23 protein-coding genes are annotated in these 23,357 nt (G+C 28.0%); 15 read left to right on the top strand and 8 right to left on the bottom strand.

Features of this window, described 5'->3' with window-relative positions; genetic code table 11:
* Positions 1-174: 174 nt before the first annotated feature.
* The 3 genes from KJQ99_RS03385 to KJQ99_RS03375 are packed head-to-tail and all read right to left on the bottom strand — an operon-like array spanning position 175 to position 1,702.
* The gene (locus KJQ99_RS03385; RefSeq protein WP_214150032.1) at positions 175-972 is read right to left on the bottom strand and encodes a hypothetical protein; all 798 of its coding nucleotides are present in this window, start codon (positions 970-972) and stop codon (positions 175-177) included.
* Positions 972-1,274 (bottom strand): flagellar motor switch protein FliN, encoded by a 303-nt coding sequence (gene fliN, locus KJQ99_RS03380; RefSeq protein ID WP_214118125.1) that lies wholly within the window; start codon positions 1,272-1,274, stop codon positions 972-974. The genes KJQ99_RS03385 and fliN overlap by 1 nt, the downstream gene beginning before the upstream one ends.
* The gene (locus KJQ99_RS03375; protein ID WP_214118123.1) at positions 1,274-1,702 is read right to left on the bottom strand and encodes a chemotaxis protein CheX; all 429 of its coding nucleotides are present in this window, start codon (positions 1,700-1,702) and stop codon (positions 1,274-1,276) included. Before KJQ99_RS03375 ends, fliN begins: the two co-directional genes overlap by 1 nt.
* 85 nt (positions 1,703-1,787) lie before the next feature.
* On the opposite strand from KJQ99_RS03375, the gene KJQ99_RS03370 reads away from it, so the two are divergent.
* Genes KJQ99_RS03370 through KJQ99_RS03360 form a run of 3 tightly spaced genes read left to right on the top strand, consistent with a single transcriptional unit; the run spans position 1,788 to position 6,509 of the window.
* Positions 1,788-2,570: a sulfite exporter TauE/SafE family protein gene (locus KJQ99_RS03370; protein WP_214118121.1), complete on the top strand. Its 783-nt coding sequence runs from the start codon at positions 1,788-1,790 to the stop codon at positions 2,568-2,570.
* Complete coding sequence (gene uvrA / locus KJQ99_RS03365; RefSeq protein WP_214119901.1) at positions 2,563-5,361, top strand: excinuclease ABC subunit UvrA; 2,799 nt, start codon at positions 2,563-2,565, stop codon at positions 5,359-5,361. Before KJQ99_RS03370 ends, uvrA begins: the two co-directional genes overlap by 8 nt.
* Positions 5,358-6,509: a M20 metallopeptidase family protein gene (locus KJQ99_RS03360; RefSeq protein WP_214150031.1), complete on the top strand. Its 1,152-nt coding sequence runs from the start codon at positions 5,358-5,360 to the stop codon at positions 6,507-6,509. The genes uvrA and KJQ99_RS03360 overlap by 4 nt, the downstream gene beginning before the upstream one ends.
* 313 nt (positions 6,510-6,822) lie before the next feature.
* Here KJQ99_RS03360 and KJQ99_RS03355 read toward each other — a convergent pair whose 3' ends face one another.
* From KJQ99_RS03355 to rimO, 3 genes are all read right to left on the bottom strand, one after another.
* On the bottom strand, positions 6,823-8,883 hold the full coding sequence (locus KJQ99_RS03355) for a TonB-dependent receptor (RefSeq protein WP_214150030.1): 2,061 nt from the start codon (positions 8,881-8,883) through the stop codon (positions 6,823-6,825).
* A 327-nt stretch (positions 8,884-9,210) separates the two neighbouring features.
* Positions 9,211-10,194, bottom strand: coding sequence for a tRNA lysidine(34) synthetase TilS (gene tilS / locus KJQ99_RS03350; protein WP_214150029.1), 984 nt, complete (start codon positions 10,192-10,194; stop codon positions 9,211-9,213).
* Positions 10,184-11,497, bottom strand: a complete 1,314-nt coding sequence (gene rimO / locus KJQ99_RS03345; RefSeq protein ID WP_214118089.1) for a 30S ribosomal protein S12 methylthiotransferase RimO — start codon at positions 11,495-11,497, stop codon at positions 10,184-10,186. The genes tilS and rimO overlap by 11 nt, the downstream gene beginning before the upstream one ends.
* A gap of 80 nt (positions 11,498-11,577) precedes the next feature.
* Between rimO and prfB the strand changes: the two genes are divergently transcribed.
* The 10 genes from prfB to gltS all read left to right on the top strand — a co-directional run bounded on the left by prfB (position 11,578) and on the right by gltS (position 20,877).
* The gene (gene prfB / locus KJQ99_RS03340; RefSeq protein ID WP_214118087.1) at positions 11,578-12,678 is read left to right on the top strand and encodes a peptide chain release factor 2; all 1,101 of its coding nucleotides are present in this window, start codon (positions 11,578-11,580) and stop codon (positions 12,676-12,678) included.
* Between the two features lie 23 nt (positions 12,679-12,701).
* On the top strand, positions 12,702-13,139 hold the full coding sequence (locus KJQ99_RS03335) for a TM2 domain-containing protein (RefSeq protein ID WP_214118085.1): 438 nt from the start codon (positions 12,702-12,704) through the stop codon (positions 13,137-13,139).
* Positions 13,140-13,206: 67 nt separating this feature from the next.
* The gene (locus KJQ99_RS10845) at positions 13,207-14,007 is read left to right on the top strand and encodes a DnaJ domain-containing protein (protein WP_284467044.1); all 801 of its coding nucleotides are present in this window, start codon (positions 13,207-13,209) and stop codon (positions 14,005-14,007) included.
* 9 nt (positions 14,008-14,016) lie between these two features.
* Positions 14,017-14,928: an SDR family NAD(P)-dependent oxidoreductase gene (locus KJQ99_RS03325; protein WP_214118083.1), complete on the top strand. Its 912-nt coding sequence runs from the start codon at positions 14,017-14,019 to the stop codon at positions 14,926-14,928.
* The gene (gene citC / locus KJQ99_RS03320; RefSeq protein WP_214150028.1) at positions 14,928-15,926 is read left to right on the top strand and encodes a [citrate (pro-3S)-lyase] ligase; all 999 of its coding nucleotides are present in this window, start codon (positions 14,928-14,930) and stop codon (positions 15,924-15,926) included. The genes KJQ99_RS03325 and citC overlap by 1 nt, the downstream gene beginning before the upstream one ends.
* 56 nt (positions 15,927-15,982) lie before the next feature.
* Complete coding sequence (gene citD / locus KJQ99_RS03315) at positions 15,983-16,273, top strand: citrate lyase acyl carrier protein (protein ID WP_239802947.1); 291 nt, start codon at positions 15,983-15,985, stop codon at positions 16,271-16,273.
* The gene (locus KJQ99_RS03310; RefSeq protein ID WP_214119889.1) at positions 16,267-17,157 is read left to right on the top strand and encodes an aldolase/citrate lyase family protein; all 891 of its coding nucleotides are present in this window, start codon (positions 16,267-16,269) and stop codon (positions 17,155-17,157) included. The genes citD and KJQ99_RS03310 overlap by 7 nt, the downstream gene beginning before the upstream one ends.
* 2 nt (positions 17,158-17,159) lie before the next feature.
* The gene (gene citF, locus KJQ99_RS03305) at positions 17,160-18,704 is read left to right on the top strand and encodes a citrate lyase subunit alpha (protein ID WP_214150027.1); all 1,545 of its coding nucleotides are present in this window, start codon (positions 17,160-17,162) and stop codon (positions 18,702-18,704) included.
* 113 nt (positions 18,705-18,817) lie between these two features.
* On the top strand, positions 18,818-19,690 hold the full coding sequence (locus KJQ99_RS03300) for a formimidoylglutamase (RefSeq protein ID WP_214150026.1): 873 nt from the start codon (positions 18,818-18,820) through the stop codon (positions 19,688-19,690).
* Positions 19,687-20,877, top strand: coding sequence for a sodium/glutamate symporter (gene gltS, locus KJQ99_RS03295; RefSeq protein ID WP_214150025.1), 1,191 nt, complete (start codon positions 19,687-19,689; stop codon positions 20,875-20,877). The genes KJQ99_RS03300 and gltS overlap by 4 nt, the downstream gene beginning before the upstream one ends.
* Before the next feature lie 23 nt (positions 20,878-20,900).
* Here gltS and KJQ99_RS03290 read toward each other — a convergent pair whose 3' ends face one another.
* Both KJQ99_RS03290 and KJQ99_RS03285 read right to left on the bottom strand, forming a co-directional pair.
* Complete coding sequence (locus KJQ99_RS03290) at positions 20,901-21,260, bottom strand: cupin domain-containing protein (RefSeq protein ID WP_214119886.1); 360 nt, start codon at positions 21,258-21,260, stop codon at positions 20,901-20,903.
* 57 nt (positions 21,261-21,317) lie between these two features.
* The gene (locus KJQ99_RS03285; RefSeq protein WP_214118064.1) at positions 21,318-21,740 is read right to left on the bottom strand and encodes a MarR family transcriptional regulator; all 423 of its coding nucleotides are present in this window, start codon (positions 21,738-21,740) and stop codon (positions 21,318-21,320) included.
* 104 nt (positions 21,741-21,844) lie between these two features.
* Here KJQ99_RS03285 and KJQ99_RS03280 point away from each other — a divergent pair, with 104 nt between their 5' ends.
* Both KJQ99_RS03280 and KJQ99_RS10840 read left to right on the top strand, forming a co-directional pair.
* Positions 21,845-22,768 carry a hypothetical protein gene (locus tag KJQ99_RS03280; protein WP_214150024.1) on the top strand — a complete coding sequence of 308 codons (924 nt, stop codon included), beginning with the start codon at positions 21,845-21,847 and terminating at the stop codon, positions 22,766-22,768.
* A gap of 33 nt (positions 22,769-22,801) precedes the next feature.
* Complete coding sequence (locus tag KJQ99_RS10840) at positions 22,802-22,930, top strand: hypothetical protein (RefSeq protein ID WP_284444079.1); 129 nt, start codon at positions 22,802-22,804, stop codon at positions 22,928-22,930.
* Positions 22,931-23,357: the final 427 nt, after the last annotated feature.

The raw sequence follows: 23,357 nt of genomic DNA, 5'->3' as shown, positions 1-23,357 counted from the left end.
ATCTCTAGCATTCCAATAAATTGTATCTTCTTGGTTGTTGTCTAAAGAAATATTAGGAGCAATTCTTTCAAAAGTATTTGAAAAAGCAATAAAACTTGCCAATACAACAACTATAATTATTGAAAAAAATATTGTTATTTTTGTTTTTTTATTTCTATTTCTCATTTTAACTCCTTATATTTTACTTATTTTTTCTTTATATGAATTAAGAGCATTTTGCTTTATCATATTTTGTAATTTTTGTTTGTTTTCTTCAAAATAACTTTCAAAATTCTCTTCAGTTTGATTAGGTGCATCAAGCCAAATATTTGTATTTCCTATTATTAATTTGTATCTTGAATTTTCATAATCAATAACTATGAATTTGTTATCTTTATCAAGTTGTTTTTCGCAAATTACTACGGCTTGATTTTCATTAATATTTAAAAAACTAGCAACTTTTTGCTTAGAATTTAAATTAGATATTTTTCCTTTTTTTGCAAGTTGTCTTTTTACAAATATTAATACTAAAACTAATATTGCTAAAACACCTATCATTGAATACAATTTACCATCTATATTATTATCTTCTGCATATTTTATTTCATTATTTTGCACTTGGTTTGTGGTTTTTGGCATAACTCTAATTCTAAGCCCAAAACCATCATCTTTTGTAAGTGCAGGAATGACATTTATTTTTTCTTTTGTTTTAAATTCTAAAACCGTGCTTTCGCCTAATGGATACATTAATAATTGTTCTGCGTAAGGCATATTTAATATTTGAGAATTTCTTTCAGAAATTTTAACATTATTTAATACTACGCCTACATAATCGCTTCCACTTAATATTCTAATATCTCCATCTTTTGCGTTATATGGAGAATCAAAGCTTAGCATAACATCAATCCTATCATCTCTTTTATAAATATTATAATTTATGATATTGTTCGCAAAAAGATTTAAACTAATTAGTAGTAAGATTATTTTTTTCATCACAACTCTTTTTTAAAATATTGAATAACGGTTTTTGAGCTTAGTATTTCATTTATACGAATTGCTAAATTTCTTTCATAAACCATTACTTCGCCTTTACCAAAAATTCTATTATTTACATAAAGTTCTACACTCTCACCTGCTGGTTTTTCTAAATCAATAACAGAGCCAATTCCAAGTTCTAAAAATTCTCTAACGCTAAGTTGTGTAGTTCCTAACTCACTTATAAAATCTACGCTAACATCTAGCAATTCTTCATAAGTTGCATTTAGAATTCTAGTAGGTTGCTCTTGTGTTTGCATTATTTTTTCTTCTCTACTATACCAACGCAAAAGGTATTATTTTCTAGTTTATAAAAAAACTCGTGAGTAAAGCCTAATTTAAAATCACTTACCCTTCCTAAATATTCAGGCACACTAATTGAATAATCATCATAAGCATCAGCTAATAATCTTTTTGCATAGCCTATGATTTGATTTGCTACTTCTTTGCATAAATCACAATAATCATCTTCACTCATCTTATCATCATCGCCTAATAATCTTGAAGCAAGAGCTTGTAAGCTTTCTTTTTTAAATATTAAATAACAAAATAATTCTTTTACATTATCTCCTAAACAAATACTAGCACCATAATATTCAGCTTCATCTAAAGAATTTGTGGTTTCTAATTTACTTCTTAAAATATGTTTAAAAAAATGTTTAACTGAATAATCAATTGTATCAAGCATTAATCTTTCCTTAAATAAGTTTTAATTATTATAAGAAAGAAAAGTGTAAGCTAAGTTAATTAAGATTACGCCTTAGGAGTTTTTTATGATAGAAGAATATACATTACTTACTTATATTATTTTTATTTTAGATGGGCTTTTAGTTGGTTTTACTGCAGGACTTTTTGCAATAGGTGGTGGGACTGCTGTTGTGCCTATTATGACAACTTTTGTTGGGTATTCGCCTAAGATTGCTGTTGGAATTAGCGTTATGCAAATGGTTTTTTCATCTTTTTATAATTCGTATTTAAATTATAAAAAAGGCACATTGCAAGTAAAAAATGCTTTATATCCTGCTTTAGGTGGTTTAGTTGGTGGTTTTAGCGTTGGTTTTATTATGAAATTTGCAAGCAATTTAATGATTGCTTATATTATTTGTTTTTTAATTATTTGGGCTATTGTTAAACTTTATTTTACTCCTGCAAATCCAATTGAACCTGAAAAGAATTCAAAATTATTGCAATTTTTCGTAGGTTTAATAATAGGTGCAATTGCTACAAGTGGTGGGATAGGTGGTGGAGCATTACTTACGCCTGCTTTAGTTGCAATTTGTAATTTTAATATCAAAAAAGCTGCTTCATTTAGCGGTCTTTTTGTAGCTTTTGCTGGAAGTGCTGCTTTTGTTTCTATGGCAATTACAAATCATGTTGATTATACTGCTGGTGCAATAATTGCTATTTCAAGTTTACCTGGAGTTTGGGTTGGTAATTGGCTGTTTCATAAAATTAGCAATAATACGCAAAAAAAACTTTTCATAGGATTTTTATTGTTTGTATTGACTTTATCAATAATAGAAGTTCTAAAACAACACGGAGTATTTAATGAATAATGAAATTCAAGTTATAAACGCAAGTGAAAATAACTTAAAAAATATAAGCCTAACACTACCTAAAAATAAATTAATAGTTTTTACAGGGCTTAGTGGTAGTGGAAAATCTACTTTAGCTTTTGATACGCTTTATGCAGAAGGACAACGCCGTTATATAGAAAGTCTTAGTGCTTATGCTAGGCAATTTTTAGATAAATTTAGAAAACCAAATGTAGAAAAAATAGAAGGCTTAACCCCTGCTATTGCAATTGATCAAAAATCAACTAGCAAAAACCCACGCTCAACCGTTGGAACAATTACTGAAATATATGATTATTTAAGACTTTTGTATTCAAAAATTGGAGTTCAGCATTGTCATAAATGTGGAGAAAAAATCAATAAAATGGATACAGAAGATATAATAAACGAAATGGCAAAATTTAGCGAAAAGGCAATGATTTTAGCTCCTTTAGTTAAAGAAAAAAAAGGCACATTCGCACCACTTCTTGAAAGCCTAAAAGCTCAAGGTTTTATAAATATTTTAATAAACGGCACACTAACACGACTAGATGAGCCAATAGAATTAGCTAAAACTAAAAAGCATACTATTAAATTAGTAGTTGATAGGCTAAGAATTAGTGATGATAATAAAAGTCGTTTAGCTCAAGCTGTTGAAAAAGCTTTAAGTTTAAGTTATGGTGAGTGTGAGTTAGAATTATTAGAAAGTAATAAAAATATTCATTATTCGCTTCATAATGCTTGTTTTAAATGCAAAATTTCATTTAATAAACTTGAGCCTTTAAGCTTTTCATTTAATAGCCCTAAAGGAGCTTGTTCTTTATGTGATGGTTTAGGCATTAGAATGAGTATTGACCAAGAAAAAATTATAAATTATGAAAGAAGTATAGAAGATGGTGCAGTTCGCACTATGATGGGTTTTAATAAAAGTTATTATTCAAAGTTACTTTTAGCATTTTGTGAAGCAGAAAAAATCCCTACAAATAAGCCTTATGAAGAATTAAGTGAATATCAAAAAAAGCTTATTTTATACGGAAGTGCAACGGAATTTAGCTTTTTATGGAATAAACATAATATCAAAAAAACTTTTGATGGAGCTATTAAGATAAGTTATGAAATCTTAAAAGATGATAAAGATTTTAACGAATACATAACAGAAAAAACCTGCCCATCTTGTAAAGGCTTTAGATTAAACGAGCAAAGCTTAGCTGTGTTAGTAAATGGCAAAAGCATAGCAGAAGTTATTAGCACACCTATTGAAGAGATTTGCGAATTTTTTAAAATAGAGAATTTTAATAATTTAAATAAGCAAGATTATGAAATATCTTATCCTATTATTAAAGAAATTAATGAAAGATTATTTTTCTTAAATGATGTTGGCTTGGGGTATTTAACACTAGGTAGAGATGCAAGGACAATTAGTGGTGGAGAAGCTCAAAGAATTAGGATTGCTTCTCAAATTGGAAGTGGATTAAGCGGGGTTTTATATGTATTAGATGAGCCTAGCATAGGTCTTCATGAAAGAGATACACAAAAACTAATAAATACTCTAAAAAGCTTGCAGGCTAAAGGAAATACCCTAATAGTAGTAGAACACGATAGAAAGACAATTGAGAGTGCTGATGTAATCGTTGAGATTGGACCTAGGGCTGGAACTAGTGGTGGGGAGATTATCTTTAATGGCACTTATAAAGAATTGCTTAAAAGCAAATGCGAAACTGCATTGTATATAAATCGCAAAAAAGACATAGACCTTTATAAGGCTAGAAAGAGTGATGAATATTTAGAATTAAGCGGAATTAATCAAAACAATATAAAGGATTTAAGTGTGAAATTCCCACTTAGGAATTTAGTTTGTGTAACAGGAGTAAGCGGTAGTGGTAAAAGCTCGTTAATGCTGCATTCACTTCTACCAATTGCAAGAGCAAATCTAAATAGAGCAAAAGCAGTAATTAATGATATTACATATAAAGGTCTTGATAAATTAGACAAAGTAATTTTTCTAGATCAAAGTCCAATAGGAAAAACTCCAAGAAGCAATCCAGCAACATATACAGGGCTTATGGATGAGATTAGGAATTTATTTGCAAATGTTCCTGAAGCACAGATTAGAGGATATAAAATCGGTCGCTTTAGCTTCAATGTTGCAGGTGGAAGGTGTGAAAAATGTAGCGGAGAAGGTGAGCTTAAAATCTCTATGCACTTTTTACCTGATGTAAATATTACCTGTGATGCTTGTGGGGGTAAAAGATACAACCATCAAACATTAGAGATTAAATATAAAGACAAAAATATAGCTGATGTTTTAGAAATGAGTGTGGCAGAAGCTTATGAGTTTTTTGCAAAACACCCTAAGATTAAGCAAAAATTAAAGACCTTAATGGATGTAGGGCTTGATTATATAACCTTAGGTCAAAACGCTACAACCTTAAGTGGTGGGGAAGCTCAAAGGATAAAAATCTCTAAAGAATTAAGTAGAAGTGATACAGGAAATACACTTTATTTACTTGATGAACCAACTACGGGGCTTCATTTTGCAGATACGCAAAAATTAGTAAAAGTGTTGCAGCATTTAGTAGATGCTGGAAATAGTGTTTTTGTAATTGAGCATAATTTAGACTTAATCAAAAACGCTGATTATATTATAGATATGGGTCCTGAGGGTGGTTTTAGGGGTGGTAAGATAATTGCGACAGGTAATCCATTAGAACTTGCTAAAAAATATGCTGATAAAAGCTATACAGCGAAGTTTTTGGCACAAGAATTTAAAGAAATGAAAAAGGAGTTAAAATGATAGAAGAGATTAAAAAACTCTCAAGCGAGTTTATAGAGATTAGAAAATGTATTCACGAAAATCCTGAACTAGGATTAAAAGAATTTAAAACAGCAAAGTTAGTTGCGAACAAATTAAGAGAATTTGGCATAGAAGTTTATGAAAATATAGGCGTAACAGGAGTTGTTGGGGTTTTAAAGAAAGGTAATTCAAATAAAAGCATAGCTTTAAGAGCTGATATGGATGCACTTGTAATAAACGAAGCTAGTGGAGTAAGCTATGCTTCTAAGAACGAAGGTTTAATGCACGCTTGTGGGCATGATGGACATACGGCGAGTTTATTATTAGCGGCTAAATATTTAAGTAAGAGTGAATTTGATGGCACTATTAATTTTGTCTTTCAACCTGCTGAAGAAGGTAGAGGCGGTGCTAAAGCTATGATTGATGATAATTTATTTACTAGATTTAAAAGTGATTTTATATTTGGCTATCACAATATCCCGAGTAAAACTAATAAATTATTTTGTCTTAAGCGTGGGGCTATGATGGCAGGAGCTGACGCACTTAGGGTAAATATTAGTGGAGTTGGTGGGCATGGTAGTGCACCTGAGAAGGCTAGTGATGTAATGGGTGCGATGGCTCATTTTATAACCCAAGCGGGATTTATAACTGCTAGAAATATAGCAGCTAAAAATCAAGCTGTTATAACATTTGGAGCAGCTCTAAGTGGAAATGAAACTAGCTTTAATATCTTACAAGATAAGGCATTATTACTTGCTAATATTAGAACCTTTAATAATGATGATAGAAATACGATAATAGAGCAATTAAACAATATTGCTAAATCTTGCGAGTTGCTTTTTAAGGTAAAAGTTGAGCTTGAATTTATTCAAATAGGAGCAGCTACAATTAATGATGATGAAGCGCAAAAATTAGCTTTTGGTGTAGCGTGTGAATTATTTGGAGAGCAAAATTGTGATGAATTTCACGAGCCATTAATGGGTAGCGAAGATTTTTCTTTTATGTTAGAGCATTGCAAAGGTGCTTATGCCTTTATTTTAAATAAGAATGATTATTATCTACATGACCCTAGATATATTTATGATGATGATACTTTAGTTAATGCCGCTGCATTTTATTCAGGAGTATGTTTAAAATATTTAAAATAATTTCATTTAGGAATTTTAATTTATAAAATTCCTAACAATTTTGTATTGATATAAAAATCTTTATGTTTTTAATAATGAAAAATTTATTAAAAAGTTATGTAACCTTAGTAAATACTAGTTATATTTTAATAATACTAGATATGGAATTTTAAAGTACTTTTGTTTTACAAGATAGATTTTGTGTATTGTATTGTAGAAAATAAAGCAAAGATAGAATAAATTGAAAGTAAAATATGCTTTTAATACAATATACAAATTATAAGTTATTAGGTTTATAAGAATATTTAAGGAATTAATCTAATTCCTTAAATCATTAAAACTTGTAATTAAAGCTGATTTTGTAGTCCCTTCCTGCTTCCCAGTCAGCACTTTTAGCCCCGCCATAGCTTCTTTTGTAATGTGAATAATAAAGTTTATTAAAAATATTATTAATGCTAAAGCCTATATCAAAATTTTTAAATACTTCATATTGCATATATAAATCGTGCTTTGCGTATGATGGTTTTATGTAATTACTATCTTTAATACTTTTTGAAGTGAAATAAATCAAATCATAGCCTATTAATAAATTATTATATAAATATTCAATATTTAATGTATATTTATCTCCTGGGTCACTATATGCTAAGGCATATCCTTGTCTTACTAGAGTATCGTTATTTTCATTAGTTCTTACTCTTGAATATGATAATCTTGATTTAAAATCTTTATATGCTAGTTCAGCTAATAAATCTACTCCATATACATTGTATTTTCCGCCGTTTAGCCTAGTATAAAAACTACCGCTTTCTCCTATTCTTTTGGTTTCTTCTCTTATTAAACTATCATAATATCTATCATAATACTTAGCATTAGCTCTTACATAAAGCTCATTAAAATCTTTTTTATAATCTATGCCTAACTCATAACCATAGCCTTTTTGTGCTTTTAAATCTTCATTAGTTCTTAATTTATTTGCTCTATTTTCACGCAAAATTATCATCTCAAGTGGTTCAGCACCTTTAAAAAGCTTTGTATATCCTGCATAGATTTGTAATTCAGGCAATACATTATATTCAAGCTTTATAGCAGGTGTAAAACTCTTAAAATTGTGCTTAATTCTGCTTTGATTTTGATTGGCAATTGTATTGAGTTTGTAATTATCAAACCTAAGTCCTGTAATTAAAGCTAAATCATAAAAACTTATTTTATCTTCTAAAAATATAGAATAATTTTGAGCTATATCATCATCAGCAGCTTTAAAAACTTCATTAATGCTACTATTTAAACTAAGGTTATATTTATAATAATTATCTTTAACAAAACTTCTTGTATTAAAATACTCAAAACCATAAAACAATTCGTGAGTAAAAGTATCAAACTCTATTTTGCTTTTATTATTTAAATATATGCCAAAAGTCTTAACACCACCCTTTAAATACTCTAAAACCTTTTCTTTTGATGCGTTTGTTTGTATCCAATCATCTAAAGTTAGGGTTCTGTTGGTGTAATAGGTTTTAAAATTTAGATTTATAAGCTCATTTAAATCGTAATTATAATCAATTACAGCGGTATTTCTTTGCATTTTTTGTTTAATTAAATCAAAACCCCTTGTCCCTGCTAAAACTAAATTGCCTTTATCATAATAATCATAAGCAACACTTCCAGCCCACTCAGGCACTAAAGGATAATCGCCTTTATAATAAACGCTCTCATAACTAATGTTTAAATTATGCTCATCTTTTAAAAATCCACCCTTAGTAAAATAGCTAAGATTATTACCTTTTCCGCCACTTTCGTGCTTTAAAGCATCTTTGCTAAAGCTATGATTTTTATGATTTACATAGGCTAATAAATGAAAACCATTATCTAATTTACCATAAGTCATAATGCTTTTTTGCCATTCTTTATTGTTACTTGCAAAAGATGTTTTTATCTTAGCTCCTAAGTTTTGCTTATCTTCTAAAAGATCAATTGCACTAAGGGTATTAAACTTTACCGCCCCAGCTAAAGCACCTGAATTATTAGCCACACTTAATATACTCGTATCAATATTAATTGCTTTTAAAATATCAAGGTCGATTACTAAATCAGCTGCGTGATGCCAGTTATTACCGCTTTCTCTTGCTCCGTCTATGCTAATATTAACAGCTCTATCGCTCATACCACGCATAAAAATTTTTTGATTTAAATTATTAGTTCCACCCATAAATACTGATGGTATTTCTCGTAAAATATCTCTTGTACTTGTTGTGTTTTTGTTCTGAATTTTAATATTATCTAAAGTATTATCATTTGAATGAATATTAATTAAATCAAGTGTAACTCTATCGTTTGCATAAATACCTCCCCCCATAAGTAAAATAAATGCCAAGCTAGTTTTTAATCTCTGCATAATCTCTCCTAATTAAAAATAAATATCAATATTAAAACATAATAATATTAATAAAGATTATTAAAATCTATATAAAATAAATTATTAGAATTTTAAATTTTTACCAAATAACAAATTCGCTTGAAGTAAATTAAATATTTTTTATTTATATTTTAAAAATGATTAAAATTGTAGTTATTGGTTTTAGTAAAAATTACTATAAAATAAGCAACTTAAGTATTAAATCATTATCTTAAATATTTAATCTTTACATAAAAAGAAATTCCTAAAATCAAATATCAATAATTATTATGAGTTGATTTTAGGTTTTTTGTAAGATTTATTAATTCATGATTTTAGGTTTTTTGTAAGATTTATTAATTCATTTAGTTTTATATTATTTAACGCTAGGAAAAATCTAAGATTTTTTGGCACTTTTGCTAGTCTATAAGCGTCTTTTTGCTCCTTACTAAGCTTTGTAATAGCCTTTAAAAAAACCATAAAAAATCCTTTATAAAAGCAAACACAAACACAATCAGTCCTAAAATAAAGCTCGGCTTCATTGTTTTTATTTAGCTGGTTTTTTAGCTCTAATTTTTGCTTTGATGAGCTTACAAAACCTAGTTTTTTAATAGCTTTATCTAAAGAATTTTCATCTTTACAAAAATAAATTCCTTTATAAACCAAGCTATCTTTACATATTTTACTCTTATCAAATTCTAAATATTTTAAAGTATTTCTTATGCCATTTGCGTAGTGTTTTACAAAATCATTTGCATAATTTAATCTAATTTCGTTTCTTTTATATTTGGTATTAAAATTACTTTCATCTTGAAAATATTCATAACTATTCTCATTTAAATACAGCATAATTTCATCTTTGCTAGTATTAATTAATGGGCGAATTATTTTGTAATTTTTCCTTGTATCAATCCCGTTAAAACCCAATAGATTGCATAATCCCGCACCTTTTGTAATTTGCATTAAAAACCACTCAAACCTATCATTTAAATTATGAGCTACTATTAAATTATCATAATCTTGCATTAATTCATCAAAAAAATCATATCTATATTTTCTAGCATTACTTTCAAAATTATTATTATCAAGATTTACTTTTTTAGTAAAGATTTTTTTATTATGAGCTTTTGCTAATTTTATAGCGCTTTGCTCTTCGTTATTTGAATTAATTCTAGTCTGATAATTTACAAGGCATAAATCAAACTCACAAAGCTCTAAAAGTGCATAAAAAAGTGCCGTGCTATCAGTCCCGTGTGAAAATGCTAAAAGGTTTTTTTTACCTTTTAGCTCTTCTAAATATTCAATTCTCATAGCGTCTAATTGCAGTTGCTATTAGTGTTTTTTCATGCACTTGAGTGATTTTACAAACTATTAAATCACCCACTTTTAGCTCTCCTATTTCACTTTCATTTATTAAGATTTCTCCATCTATATCTCTATCAAATAAAAGCGGCTTAGCACCTATAAAAAACTCGCCTTCGCTAGATTCTCCTAAACAACTTGCTATTATTTCTTGATTTAGCATTTTTTCAAAACTTGCATTGATTTTAGCATCTACGATTTTTTCAATCTTTTTTAGCCTACTTTTAATAGTATTTGCATTGATTTGTTGCATTGAGTAAGCGGCGGTATCTTCTTCTTTTGAATATGCAAACACGCTAATTCTATCAAAATCAAATTCTTTAATAAACTCGCATAAATCTTCAAAATCTTCTTCACTTTCTCCTGGGTGTCCTACGATAAAACCAGTTCTTAAAAAGCTATTAGGAGCTGCTCTCATTTGCTCTAAAAAGCTAATAGCCTTAGCCTTATCATAGCCACGCTTCATAATTTTTAATAATTTATCGCTTGAGTGTTGAAGTGGCATATCAAAATAATTCACAAATACTTTTGAATTAATTATTTTAGTAATTAAACTAGGCTTAATTGAGCTTGGGTATAGGTATAAAATTCTAGCAGCCTTTATTCCTTCAATTTTTTCAATTTCTGAAATTAAATTCTCTAAACCATCGCTAATTTTTAAGTCTTTTAAATAAGAGCTTGTATCTTGAGCAATGAATGAAAAATCATAAAATCCCCTAGCAACTAAGCCTTTAACTTCAGCTACTACATCATCTATTGGGCGAGATTTTAACTTGCCTTTAAATGTAGGAATAGCACAAAAGCTACAGGTTTGATTGCAACCTTCAGCGATTTTTATATAAGCGTGAGTATTTGAGCCTGTTATTACTCTTTGAGTATTTGCGTCTTGTAAATATACAAAATCTCTAAATCTACTTTCACGACTTGCTATTAATTCATCAATTTTTGCATATTCGCTAACTCCTGCAAATAAATCAACTTCTGGTAATTCTTTAACCAATTCATCTTTGTATCTTTGCATTAAGCAGCCAGTTACTACTAAAATTGAGCCTTTTTTTCTAATTTCGTGTAGTTCTAAAATAGCATTAATACTTTCAATTTTTGCACTTTTTATAAAGCCACAAGTATTTACTATCAATACATCAGCTTCACTTGCTTCATTAGTAATTTCATATTCTTTTAAGCGACCTAGCATAATTTCACTATCAACTAAGTTTTTATTACAGCCTAAACTTTGTAAAAATAATTTCATTTAAATTCCTTTTAAAAAAGCTATTATCTTAATAAATTTTAGCTAAGATTTGCCTTTAAAATACAACTACGGAGCAAAATTTGGATAATTATGAATTTAGTGAATTATTAAAAGAATTACAAATAAAACTTGACAATATAGAAAAAATAATCAAACCAAACGAGGCAAAAGAAAGAATAAAAGAAATAGAAAAAGAGCAAGAAGACCCAGCATTATGGGCTGATGCAAAAAGAGCGGCCGAGCTTGGTAAAGAAAAAACTAAATTAAATCAATTAGTATCAAAATATGAAATTGCAAATAGTGAATTAGTAGGCACTAGTGAGTTGTTTGAACTTGCGGTAAAAGAAAATGATTATGAGACTTTAGAAGCTTTATTTATAGATAGTCCTAATTTAGAAGAAACTATTAAAAGTCTTGAAATATCAATGCTTTTAAGTGGGGAAAATGATACTAAAAACGCAATTATTAATATTCACCCAGGAGCAGGTGGAACGGAGAGTAATGATTGGGCGAGTATTGTTTATAGAATGTATTTGAGATTTTGTGAAAGAGAAGGCTTTAAAGTTGAAACACTAGATTATCAAGAAGGCGATGAAGCAGGGATAAAAGATGTTAGTTTTGTTGCTCGTGGGCTTAATGCTTATGGGTATTTTAAGGCTGAACACGGAGTTCATAGACTTGTAAGAATTAGCCCATTTGATAGTAATGCTAGACGCCATACTAGTTTTTGTAGTGTAATTGTTGCACCTGAAATTGATGATGATATAGAAATTGAAATTGAAGAAAAAGATATAAGAATTGATTATTATAGAGCAAGTGGTGCAGGTGGTCAGCATGTAAATAAGACAGAAAGTGCGGTAAGAATTACTCATATTCCAACAGGAATTGTAGTGCAATGCCAAAACGATAGAAGTCAGCATAAAAACAAAGCCACAGCTTATAAAATGCTTCGTTCAAGATTATATGAACTTGAAATGGAGAAATTAAACGATGGAAAAGATACGGGAGGAGTTGGCGAAAATAGTTTCGGACATCAAATTCGCTCGTATGTTTTAGCTCCTTATCAGCAAGTAAAAGACGCTAGAAGTAATGAGGCATTTAGCCAAGTTGATGCGATACTTGATGGCGATATTAAAAAAATGATAGAAGGTGTATTAATTGCACTTAAGGATAATGATTAATAGTAAATTTTTAAAGGCAAAAAATGACTGAAGAACAAATATCTTATCTTCAAGATAGACTAAGAACGCAGGATTTAGAAACTATAAAAGATAAGAATTTGTCTAAGAATATTTGTTTAAAAGACCCAAATTTAGGTTTTATGCTAGCGGCTACGATAGGAATTTGTGGTATTGATAGGATTTATAAGGGTGATTTTATTTTAGCATTTATAAAGTTTTTATTATTTTTTTCTTTTACAATTATTTTATTAATGGCGATGACTGAGATTAAAGTTGTAGAAAAAATTTATAGTTTATTTTTCCATCGTAGTGACGGACTTATTGCTTTTCTTTGTTTTTTATTTTTGGGATTTTTATTAACCATTATATATGTTATAGAATTATTTGCTATAGCAAATGGTATTCGCAAGGAAAATTACAAAAAAGTTTTAGCTTACATTGAAGGCTATGATAAAAAATAAAAATTTGATTATTACAAAGGAAAAAGGATAATTTCCAAAAGATTTTAAGTGTTATAAAGGAAGAAAATTGAATATATTTTTATTATTAATAATAATTTTAGCAATTATAGGATTTATTACAGGTAAGGGTATTATTAGAACCATAATATCGTTTTTTGCGATAATATTAGGGACTATTTTAACAGCGATTTTAGGGCTTATTGGAGCAATTTTATTACCTTTATTTTTTAAAGGAAATATTTTAAATAATCAATTTACTAAAATGAAAGGCGGATATGCTGAATACCTAGTCGCACTTATTGCAAAAATAGCTAAACTTGATGGAGTAATTTCGCCTAAAGAAGCTGAATTTATAAAATTAATACTAGATAATAATTCTTATAATTTAGTTGAGCGTGAGAGATTAAAAAAGGTTTTTAAAGAAGCTAAAGAAAATCCAGAAAATTATAGGATAGTGGCACAAGAGCTTAAAAATAATTTTATTTTAAGCAAAAATGAAAAGCTTAATATTATGCAAAGTTTGCTTTATTGTGCGAGTATTGATGGTTTTAGTGAAAAAAAGATTTTTGCGTTAAAAGAAATTGCAGAGATTTTTGGCGTTGCACAAGAATTTGCACAATTTATAAATTTTGGTAACAATAACAAACAAAATAATAATAAAATTAAAAAAGACCCTTATGAGGTTTTAGAATTAAGTCCTAATGCTAGTTTAGTTGAAGTAAAAGCAGCATATAGAAGACTTGCTAAAAAATATCATCCTGATGTGTTAAACACAAAAAATCTTAGTGAAAGCGAGCTAAGAGCAGGGATAGAGAAATTTCATGAGATTAATGAAGCTTATGAGATTTTAAAACAAAAATTAAGTTAAGGAAGTAAAGTGGTAGTTTTAATAACAGGTGTTGCAGGATATATTGGCTCAGCCACTGCATCTGGATTTTTAGAAGCTGGGCATAAGGTAATTGGAATTGATAATTTAAGCGGTAAAAACAAAAAAGCTATAAAAAATATAAAAAAATATTATGAAGTTGATTTTTATGAAGTTGATATTTCAAATAGCGAAGCTTTAGAAGATGTAATGTCAAGATTTAAAATTGATATGGTATTTCATTTTGCAGCAACTAGCAATGAGAATTTTAGTAAAAAAGATAATCTAACTTTTTATGAAAACAATATCATAAATCTTTTTAAATTATTAAAAGCTATGAAAAAATTTAAAGTTAAGACTTTAATATATCCATCAAGTATATTTGCTAATGTAGGATTGGAAAATACCTGTGATGCTTATGTTAAGACAAAAATCTTAGCTGAAAATATGATACAAGATTATGCTAGAAGCAATTCTGATTTTTCTTATGCAATTTTAAGATATTGCAATATTGCAGGGTATTATTCTAAGATATTTTTAGGAGAATTTGAACATTATTCAATTATTAAAAATATCACAAGAATTGCTTGCGGTAAGTCTGAATTAGGTCGTGATTTTAACTATGATGAGAATTATCATTTCGCACATATTGATGATATTGTTAATATTAATTTAAAAGTAGCTAGCGAGCTTTATACAACCAAAGAAAATATATGCACTACAATAGCTAGCAAAGAAAGTATAAGTGTAGAAAATCTAATCAAATTAGTAGAAAAGTTAAGCAAAAAAGAAATAGATATAACAATAGCTTTAAAAAATGACCATTGCGATAAAATTAAGTCTTGTAATTTATTAAAATATGAATTAGAGTATTCAATAGAAGATATTTGCAAAAATCAATTAGAACACGAAGCTAGGTTTTAATGTTTAGATACTTATTATTAGCTTATGAAAGAGAAAAATTAGAATTATTTTTAAAAAGATTTGATTTAAAATGCGATGAAGATATAGAATATGCTTTAGTTTATGAAGAAAATGAAGAGATTAAAGCAAGTGCTTGTATAAGCGGTAATATTGTAAAATGTATAGCAATTGATAAATCTTTACAAGGTAATAATTTTAGTGCTACTTTACTAACTCAAATTGCAGATAAATTAAGAGAATTAAATATAAATGAATATTTTATATTTACAAAGCCTTGTAATGTAAAAGTATTTGAGAGTTTAGGGCTTTATTTATTATGTCTTACAAAAGATGTTGCGTTATTTGAAAACACAAAATTAAATTATGAAAATTATAAATTTGAACTAGCTAAACATTATAAAAAAGCAAAAAAAATTGGCTCAATTGTAATGAATTTAAATCCTATGAGTAAAGGGCATTTATATTTAATTCAAAAAGCCTTAAAACACTGCGAAATCTTGCATATATTTATTTTAAGCGAAGATTTAAGTATGTTTAATACAAAAGCAAGGCTTGAGATTGTAAGAAATGAATTAAAAGATTATAAAAATATAATAATTCACGAAAGCAAAAATTATATTATTTCAAAAGCTACTTTTCCTACGTATTTTTTAAAGGATAATGCTAATGTTAATGAGATTTATTCAAGGCTTGATATTACATTATTTGCTACAAAAATAGCATCTATTTTAGGGATAAATATGAGATTTTTTGGGACAGAACCAAAAGATAAAATAACAAAAGATTACAACCAAAAAGCAAAAGAAATTTTAAAAGAATTTAAAATCAAATTCTATGAAATCAGTAGAGCTAGAATGAATAAAAAAGTAATAAGTGCAAGTAGGATTAGAAAAATTATTTTAAATGATAAGGATTATTTAAATAATAAGGAGTTAAAATCCCTTTGTGCTAATTCAACTTATGAGTATTTAAAAAACAATTTAATAACTAAAAATTAAGTTATCTTTGTAATAATAAAAAAAAACTTAAAAAATTTAATTAATTAGGAGATTTGATGATTACAACTATTGCAAGTGCTGGTTCATTAGAATCAGGCGATGTTTTAATTAGTGTAAGTCCTGCTAATGTGGGAAGGAAAATTGAATTAAATTCTAGTGTTTATAAACAATTTGGAGAACAAATATTAGCTAGCGTTAATGAAGTATTAGATGAATATGATATTAAAAATGTAACAATAAAAATAGAAGATAAAGGAGCGCTTGATTTAGTAATTCGTGCGAGACTTAAAACTGCTATTTTTAGAGCTAGTTTAAAAGATTATGATTGGGAGAGTGAATTATGCTAAATAAAGATAGACTTAGAAGAAGTATGATGTTCTTGCCCGGAAATGCACCTGCAAAATTAATAGACGCACATATTTATGGAAGTGATTCTATTATGATTGACTTAGAAGATGCAGTAAGTATTTCAGCAAAAGATGCGGCTAGAATGCTAACTTATGAAACTCTTAAAAAGATTAATTATGGTTCAACTGAAGTTGTTGTAAGAATAAATGCTTTAAATTCTCCTTACGGAAGAGATGATGTAATAGCTATGGTTAGTGCTGGAGTTGATGTTATAAGACTTCCAAAGACTGATAATGCAAACGAAGTTAAAGAAGTAGATGAGTTAATAAGCGAAGTTGAGCATAAATTAAATCGTCCTAGAAAAACTTTAATTCTAGCAGCAATTGAGAGTGCTACTGGGGTTATTAATGCTTGTGAGATTGCAAAGGCAAGTGATAGATTAATGGGGATTGCTCTTGGAGCTGAAGATTATGTAACGAATTTAAAAACAACTAGAAGCAAACACGCAATGGAGCTTTATTATGCAAGAGAGCAGATAATTCACGCAGCAAGAAGCAATAATTTATATTGTTTTGACACCGTTTTTTCAAATATAAAAGATAAAGTTGCATTTGCTGAAGAAGTGCAATTTATAAAAGACTTAGGTTTTGATGGCAAATCAGTAGTTCATCCAAGTCAAATCAAAATAGTTCATGATATTTATACTCCAAAAGAAAAAGAAATAATAGACGCTTTAAAAGTAGTAAATGCAGCTAAAGAAGCGGAAAAAAATAGCATAGGTGTAATTGCAGTTGATGGCAAAATGGTAGATGGTCCAATTATTATTAGAGCTTTAAGAGTGCTTGAATTAGCTAAAGCTAGTGGTCTTTATAAAGGAGAATGATTATGTATAAAGTAAATGCAGTTAATAGAAAAATACCTAATAAAATTGCTAATTATAAAGATGTAGTTGTATATAGTGGAGAATTAAAACAACCAAAAGAGCGTAAAATCGGTGCAGCTATTAGAGTTGGCAAAAAAGAAGATAAATTAGTCTCAAGTATAAAAGACGCTATTATAAAATCAGGCTTAAAAGATGGTATGACAATAAGTTTTCATCACCATTTTAGAAGTGGAGATTATATTTTAAATCTAGTTTTAGAAGAAATAAGCAAGCTAGGTATTAAAAATCTTTGCGTAGCAGCAAGTTCTCTTTCAACTTGCCATAAACCTTTAATTGAGCATATTAAAAATGGTGTTGTAACAAGTCTTCAAACAAGTGGTCTAAGAGAGCCATTGGGTTCTTTTATTAGTAATGGTGGATTAAAAACTCCTGTAATTATTAGAAGTCATGGTGGTCGTGCTAGAGCTATTGAAGATGGCTCGCTTAAAATTGATGTAGCATTTATTGGTGCTCCAAGTTGCGATAAATTTGGTAATCTTAATGGTTATACAGGCAAATCTGCGTGTGGTAGTTTAGGTTATGCTAAGGTTGATGCTATGTATGCTAATAAAGTTATTGCAATTACTGATAATTTAGTAGATGGGATAAATCTTCCTGCTAGTATTGACCAAACTATGGTGGATTTTGTTTGTGAGATTGAGAGTATTGGCGATCCAAAAGGTATAGTATCAGGTGCAATTCGTTTTAATGATAATCCAAGAGATATTTTAATAGCTGAAAATGCTTTAAAATGTATCTTAGCATCAGGTTTATTTAAAAATGGCTTTAGTTTCCAAACAGGAGCTGCAGGAGCTTCTTTAGCAGTAACTAAGCTTTTAAAAGAAGAGATGATTAAGCATAATATCACTGCTAGTTTAGGTGTTGGTGGTATCACTGCTGCTTTAGTTGATTTACATGAAAATGGTTTAATGGATGCGCTTTTTGATACTCAAAGTTTTGATTTAGATGCTGTTAGCTCACTTGCAAAAAATCCAAAACATTATGAAATATCAGCATCTTTTTATGCAAATCCAAATCTAGTTACTCCAGCGGTAAATCAATTAGATTTTGTAATGTTAGGAGCACTTGAGATTGATACGAATTTCAATGTAAATGTAATTACTACTTCAACAGGTGTTATTAATCAAGCAATAGGCGGACACCAAGATACTGCTGAAGGTGCAAAAATTGCAATGATTTTAGCACCATTAATTCGTGCTAGAATTCCAATTGTAGTTGATAATGTAAGCACAATTTGCACCCCAGGAGCAAATGTTGATGTGGTTTGCACTGATTACGGAATTGCAGTAAATCCTAAAAGAACTGATTTAATAGAGAATTTCACAAAAGCAGGTATTAAATTATATACGATTGAAGAACTAAAAGAAATGGCAGAGAAAATCACAGGCAAACCAGCTAGTATTAAATTTAGCGATGAGGTAGTAGGCGTTGTAGAATATCGTGATGGCAGCGTTTTAGATGTGATTTATAAATCTTTACAAAATTAGGAATTTATTTCCTAATTTTATTACCAAATTACACATATTAAACTCAATTTTTAAGTATTTCTTGTTTATTTAATTAAAACAATTTAAAGTATAAGATATTTAAGGAGAGTTTTATGTGGATTGGAAGAAATGATGGCGAAGAAAGTATTCATAACAGAGTTTTTAAATGTTTAAATACTTCATCTTCAAATAAATTAATAGGATTTTGTTCTAGTTTAGGTGTAGATAGAAATCACGGAAGAGTTGGTAGCGAATTAGCACCGAATATCATTAGAAAAAATATGGCAAATTTTGCTGTATTTGATGATTTTAACTTTGATGATTTAGGTAATATTGATAATTTTAAAAGCCTAGAAGAAGCTGATGATTTATTATACGATAAGCTTAATTTAGTATTAAAAAATCAAGATTATTGCGTTATTTTAGGTGGTGGTCACGAAACTTCTTTGGCTGGAATTAAGGCTTTATTAGATAATAAACAAAATGTAGGTGTTATTAATTTTGACGCACATTTTGATGTGAGAATTCAACCCCAACACACTTCAGGTAATTCGTTTTATGAAGCTTATAAATACGCAAAATCAAATAATTATTCTTATAAATATTTATGTATTGGGGCAAATACTTTATCAAATACTCAAGCTTTATTTAATACTATGCAAGATATGAATGCTAAATATGTTTTAGATAAAGACTTTGATAATTCAGCAAAAATTGTAAAAGAATTTATATTAGATTGCGATGTTTTATATCTTAGTATTGATATTGATGTGTTTTCTTTAAGCTATGCACCAGGTGTTAGTGCTCCTGCTGTTTATGGTATTAGTTTGCAACAAATTTTACCGATACTAAAAATTATTTTAGATAGTAAAAAAGTTGCTTTAGCTGATATTTGCGAGTTTAATCCAAAATATGATATAGATAATCATACTGCTAAATTAAGCGCTTATTTAGCTTATATTTTATTAAGAAAGGCTGTTATATGAGTTTTGATAGTTTGAGCGTATTGGCAATTAGCATTGGTGTTTTATTATTTGGAATGTTTTTAAAAACCAAAATCAATTTTTTAGAAAAATTTTGTATCCCAGCTCCTGTTGTTGGTGGATTTTTGGTAAGTATTTTAGTATGGTTTTTAACCTTTATAGATATTAATATTGAATTTGATAAGTCATTGCAAACTCCTTTTATGGTTGTATTTTTTAGTGTTGTAGGACTTAGCGGAAGTGCTAGATTATTAAAAGTTGGTGGTAAATTGCTTTTAATATATTTAGCGTGTTGCTGGGCAATGGCTATTATGCAAAATGCCATTGGAATTACTATGATGAATGCTTTTGGGCTAAATAGTTTATATGGAATTTTAAGTGGGGCTGTTGCTTTAGAAGGAGGACACGGAAATGCTATTGCTTTTGGTGGTATGGTGGAAGATTTAAGTGGTCTTAGCAATGCTAAAGTAGTAGCAATTGCAGCGGCTACTTTTGGTTTAATAAGCGGCTCTTTACTCGGTGGGCCTTTATGTAGATATTTAATACTTAAATATAAATTAGAGATAAAAACAAACGAAGATATACAAGATATTGACCCGCTAAAACACAATATTCATCACGCAAGTTATCAAGATTTTTTAAAATCTTTATTTTTAATACTTTGTATTATGTGCATTGGATTTTATATAAGTTCATTATTTACAAAACTTAGCGGTTATTCTTTGCCAAGCTATGTGGGTGCTATGTTAATAGCAATGCTAATTAGAAATATAAATGATGTCTTTAATATATTTAAACTAAATCAATACACAATAGATACTATTAGTGAGCTTAGCTTAGGAATATTTTTAACTATGGCTATGATGAGTTTAAAAATCAATGAATTAAGCGTGGTTGCTATGCCTTTATTGATTACGCTTTTTGTTCAAGTTGTTGTTTTAGTATTGTTTGCAATATTTGTTGTGTTTAGATTGTGCGGGAAAAACTATGATAGTGCTATTATGTGTGCTGGATTAATGGGACATGGCTTGGGTGCTACTCCTAATGCGGTTGCAAATATGAATGCTGCTTGCAATAGATATTCTTTATTCTCAAAACCTGCGTTTTTGATAGTTCCTTTGTGTGGTTCTGTTTTGATAGATATTGTGGCTATTCCTTTGAATACTTATTTGATTAATATATTTGCTTAACTTAGGATTGCTCCTAAGTTAAATTACTCTACTACGCCATCACTAAAAGTGTATTGGGTTAGAGAATTTTCTTTTGCTTGAATACAGATATAATTTAGTTTAGTTTTTGCAAAAATCTGTCTTTTTACACTAGGTGCAACTCTAATTATATCTCCTGTTTTAATTAAAATTAGTTCATTATCTAACTTTATTTCCCCATTACCATCTAAGATAATATAAACTTCTTCATTTTCTTTATGATGATGAACAAAAGGCACATTAGTATTTGCTTCCATTGTGTTAATACTTATTTCACAAGATGTAAATCCTAAAGCTTCTTTTAAATCAATTCTTTGAATATTTTTAAATTCTCCTAGACTTTTTACGCTAAATCCATTACTCATTTTAACTCCTTTTTAGTTTGATAACGAACTATTTTTGCATAAAAAGTTAAATATATTTTAATTTTTTATATTATTTAGCATTTTTTCTAATAATTCTTCTAAAAACAACTCTTCTGCTTTTGAAAAGTTTTTAAGTAATTTTTCAAAAACTATATTTGATACTTCTTCAAATATTGGTTTTAAATCTAAAGTTTTTTGAGTTGCTTTTATTAAATACATTCTACTATCGTTACTACTTTGGCTTTTTGTGATATATCCATTTTGTTCTAATTTGTCTATTAAAGAGCTAATTGTAGCTTTGCTTCTATGTATTTTTTGTGCTATTTGAACCATACAATATTCTTTTTCATCAAATAATATATTTAAAATATCAGCGTGAGAAAAGGATAAATCAAATTCTACTCTTTTGCTAAGTTCTTTTAAAATCAATTCATTTGATAGTTCTTTTATTCTTCCCATTAAAAATAAGCTTGAGTTCATATTTTGTCCTTATAATTTTTTTTATTATATAAAAATATTAAAAAATTTATTGAATTTTTTAAAAGTAAAAGATATTTTTGCTAAATTTAAAAAAAGGAGTAAAAATGTCTGATAAATTTTTTAAAAAATTTAGAATTTGTTTTGCTAGGAATACTAAAAGATTAATGTTAAATTACAAAATAGAATTTAAAAGGCTTTATTTTAATTATTTTAAATTATTAAAACTTGCCAATATATTTGTAAAAACTATGAGATTTTCTTTAGTTTTAATAACTTTTGTTTCTGTAATAGCTTATACAAAATATTATTTATTTGAAGTTGGGTATTTGCCTAGATTTGATTTTAATTTATTACTTACATTTGGATATGTGTGTTTTGTTTATTCTATTTTTATTGGGATTATTCCTTATGTTATGATTGAATTTGTTGTGCTTTTAGCTTGTAAAAGAAAAAAGTCAAATAAATTTGGCTTTAAAATTCTTAATTTTTTGTATGAAAGAGTATTTTTATTATTTGTAATTATAGTAATTATCATAATTGAATTAGTATTTTTAAGTTTAGTTCAAATATATCAAAACGAAAATGTAACTTTTCCAACGATAAATCATTGCTTAAATATTATGATGACTATATTTATTACCTTATGTTTTTTTGCATATTTTTTTAAAAGATTTAGTTTGATTATAAAAATTATTTGGATAATTTGCTCTATTTGGTATTTTTTTAGTCTTGATATTAAAGTTGTTAAATTAGCCAATATTGGTGGGTTTAGAACTGATATTGTGGTTAGTAAAAATAGTTTATATATGAGTTATTTTATAAATTATAAAAAGCTAGATATTAATGATTGTGATATTAAAAAAGGAGAGAAAAATATTTGTAAATTAAGCGATGGAAATTATGTATTAAAAGATGTATTGATTTTATCTAGCTTAAGTGATGTTGTTTATATAGAGCTTAATTTAAATAATAAAGCCCAAACGCTAGACTTTAAACAAAGCGAAATAGAAATAATTAATAGGTTTTAGATATGATTTAAAAATATGATTAAGGTAGGAAAAATGAAAGAAATTAAAGAGATTTTGCTAAATATATTTTTATTGAATTTTCATATAGATTTATCTAAAAAACTTTATTTTAAATTCCTAGCTTTAATAGGTATATTTTTTGTTTTTTTATATATTATTTGAATATGTTTTTCAAATTTTAAATATTTCTTTTGTATTTATTTTTCTTTATATTCTAGGCATTAGCTTGGTTTATAGGGTTAAGAAAGTATATAAAAATATTTTATTGATTTTATTTTTATCTTATCCTTTTATAAATTATTATTTATCAAAAAGTGAAGTTTTATTTTTAGGGTTTAATTTTGTATTTTTATTGTTGTTTTTATTTATAATGATTTTTGCAAATCTTAATACTAATATTAACCTGTATCTTTTACACATCTCCTAGCCCGCGAGTCCGCACTAGACCTCGTATGTCCTCTTATGCTTGCTCAAAAAATACAGTCATTCTGCTTCTTTCTAATCTTAAGTTTTGTTTTCTTGTAATTGACCCGCTCGCTCACGCCCAGTTCCATTATTTACGTTCTCGTGCGTGGCGTGCATTGTCTTT

The sequence above is a fragment of the Campylobacter sp. 2018MI13 genome, from assembly GCF_018501135.1.
Classification (GTDB): Bacteria; Campylobacterota; Campylobacteria; order Campylobacterales; family Campylobacteraceae; genus Campylobacter_E.
The sequence above is the reverse complement of the archived record's forward strand: the minus strand, read 5'-3'. Positions and strand labels throughout refer to the sequence as shown.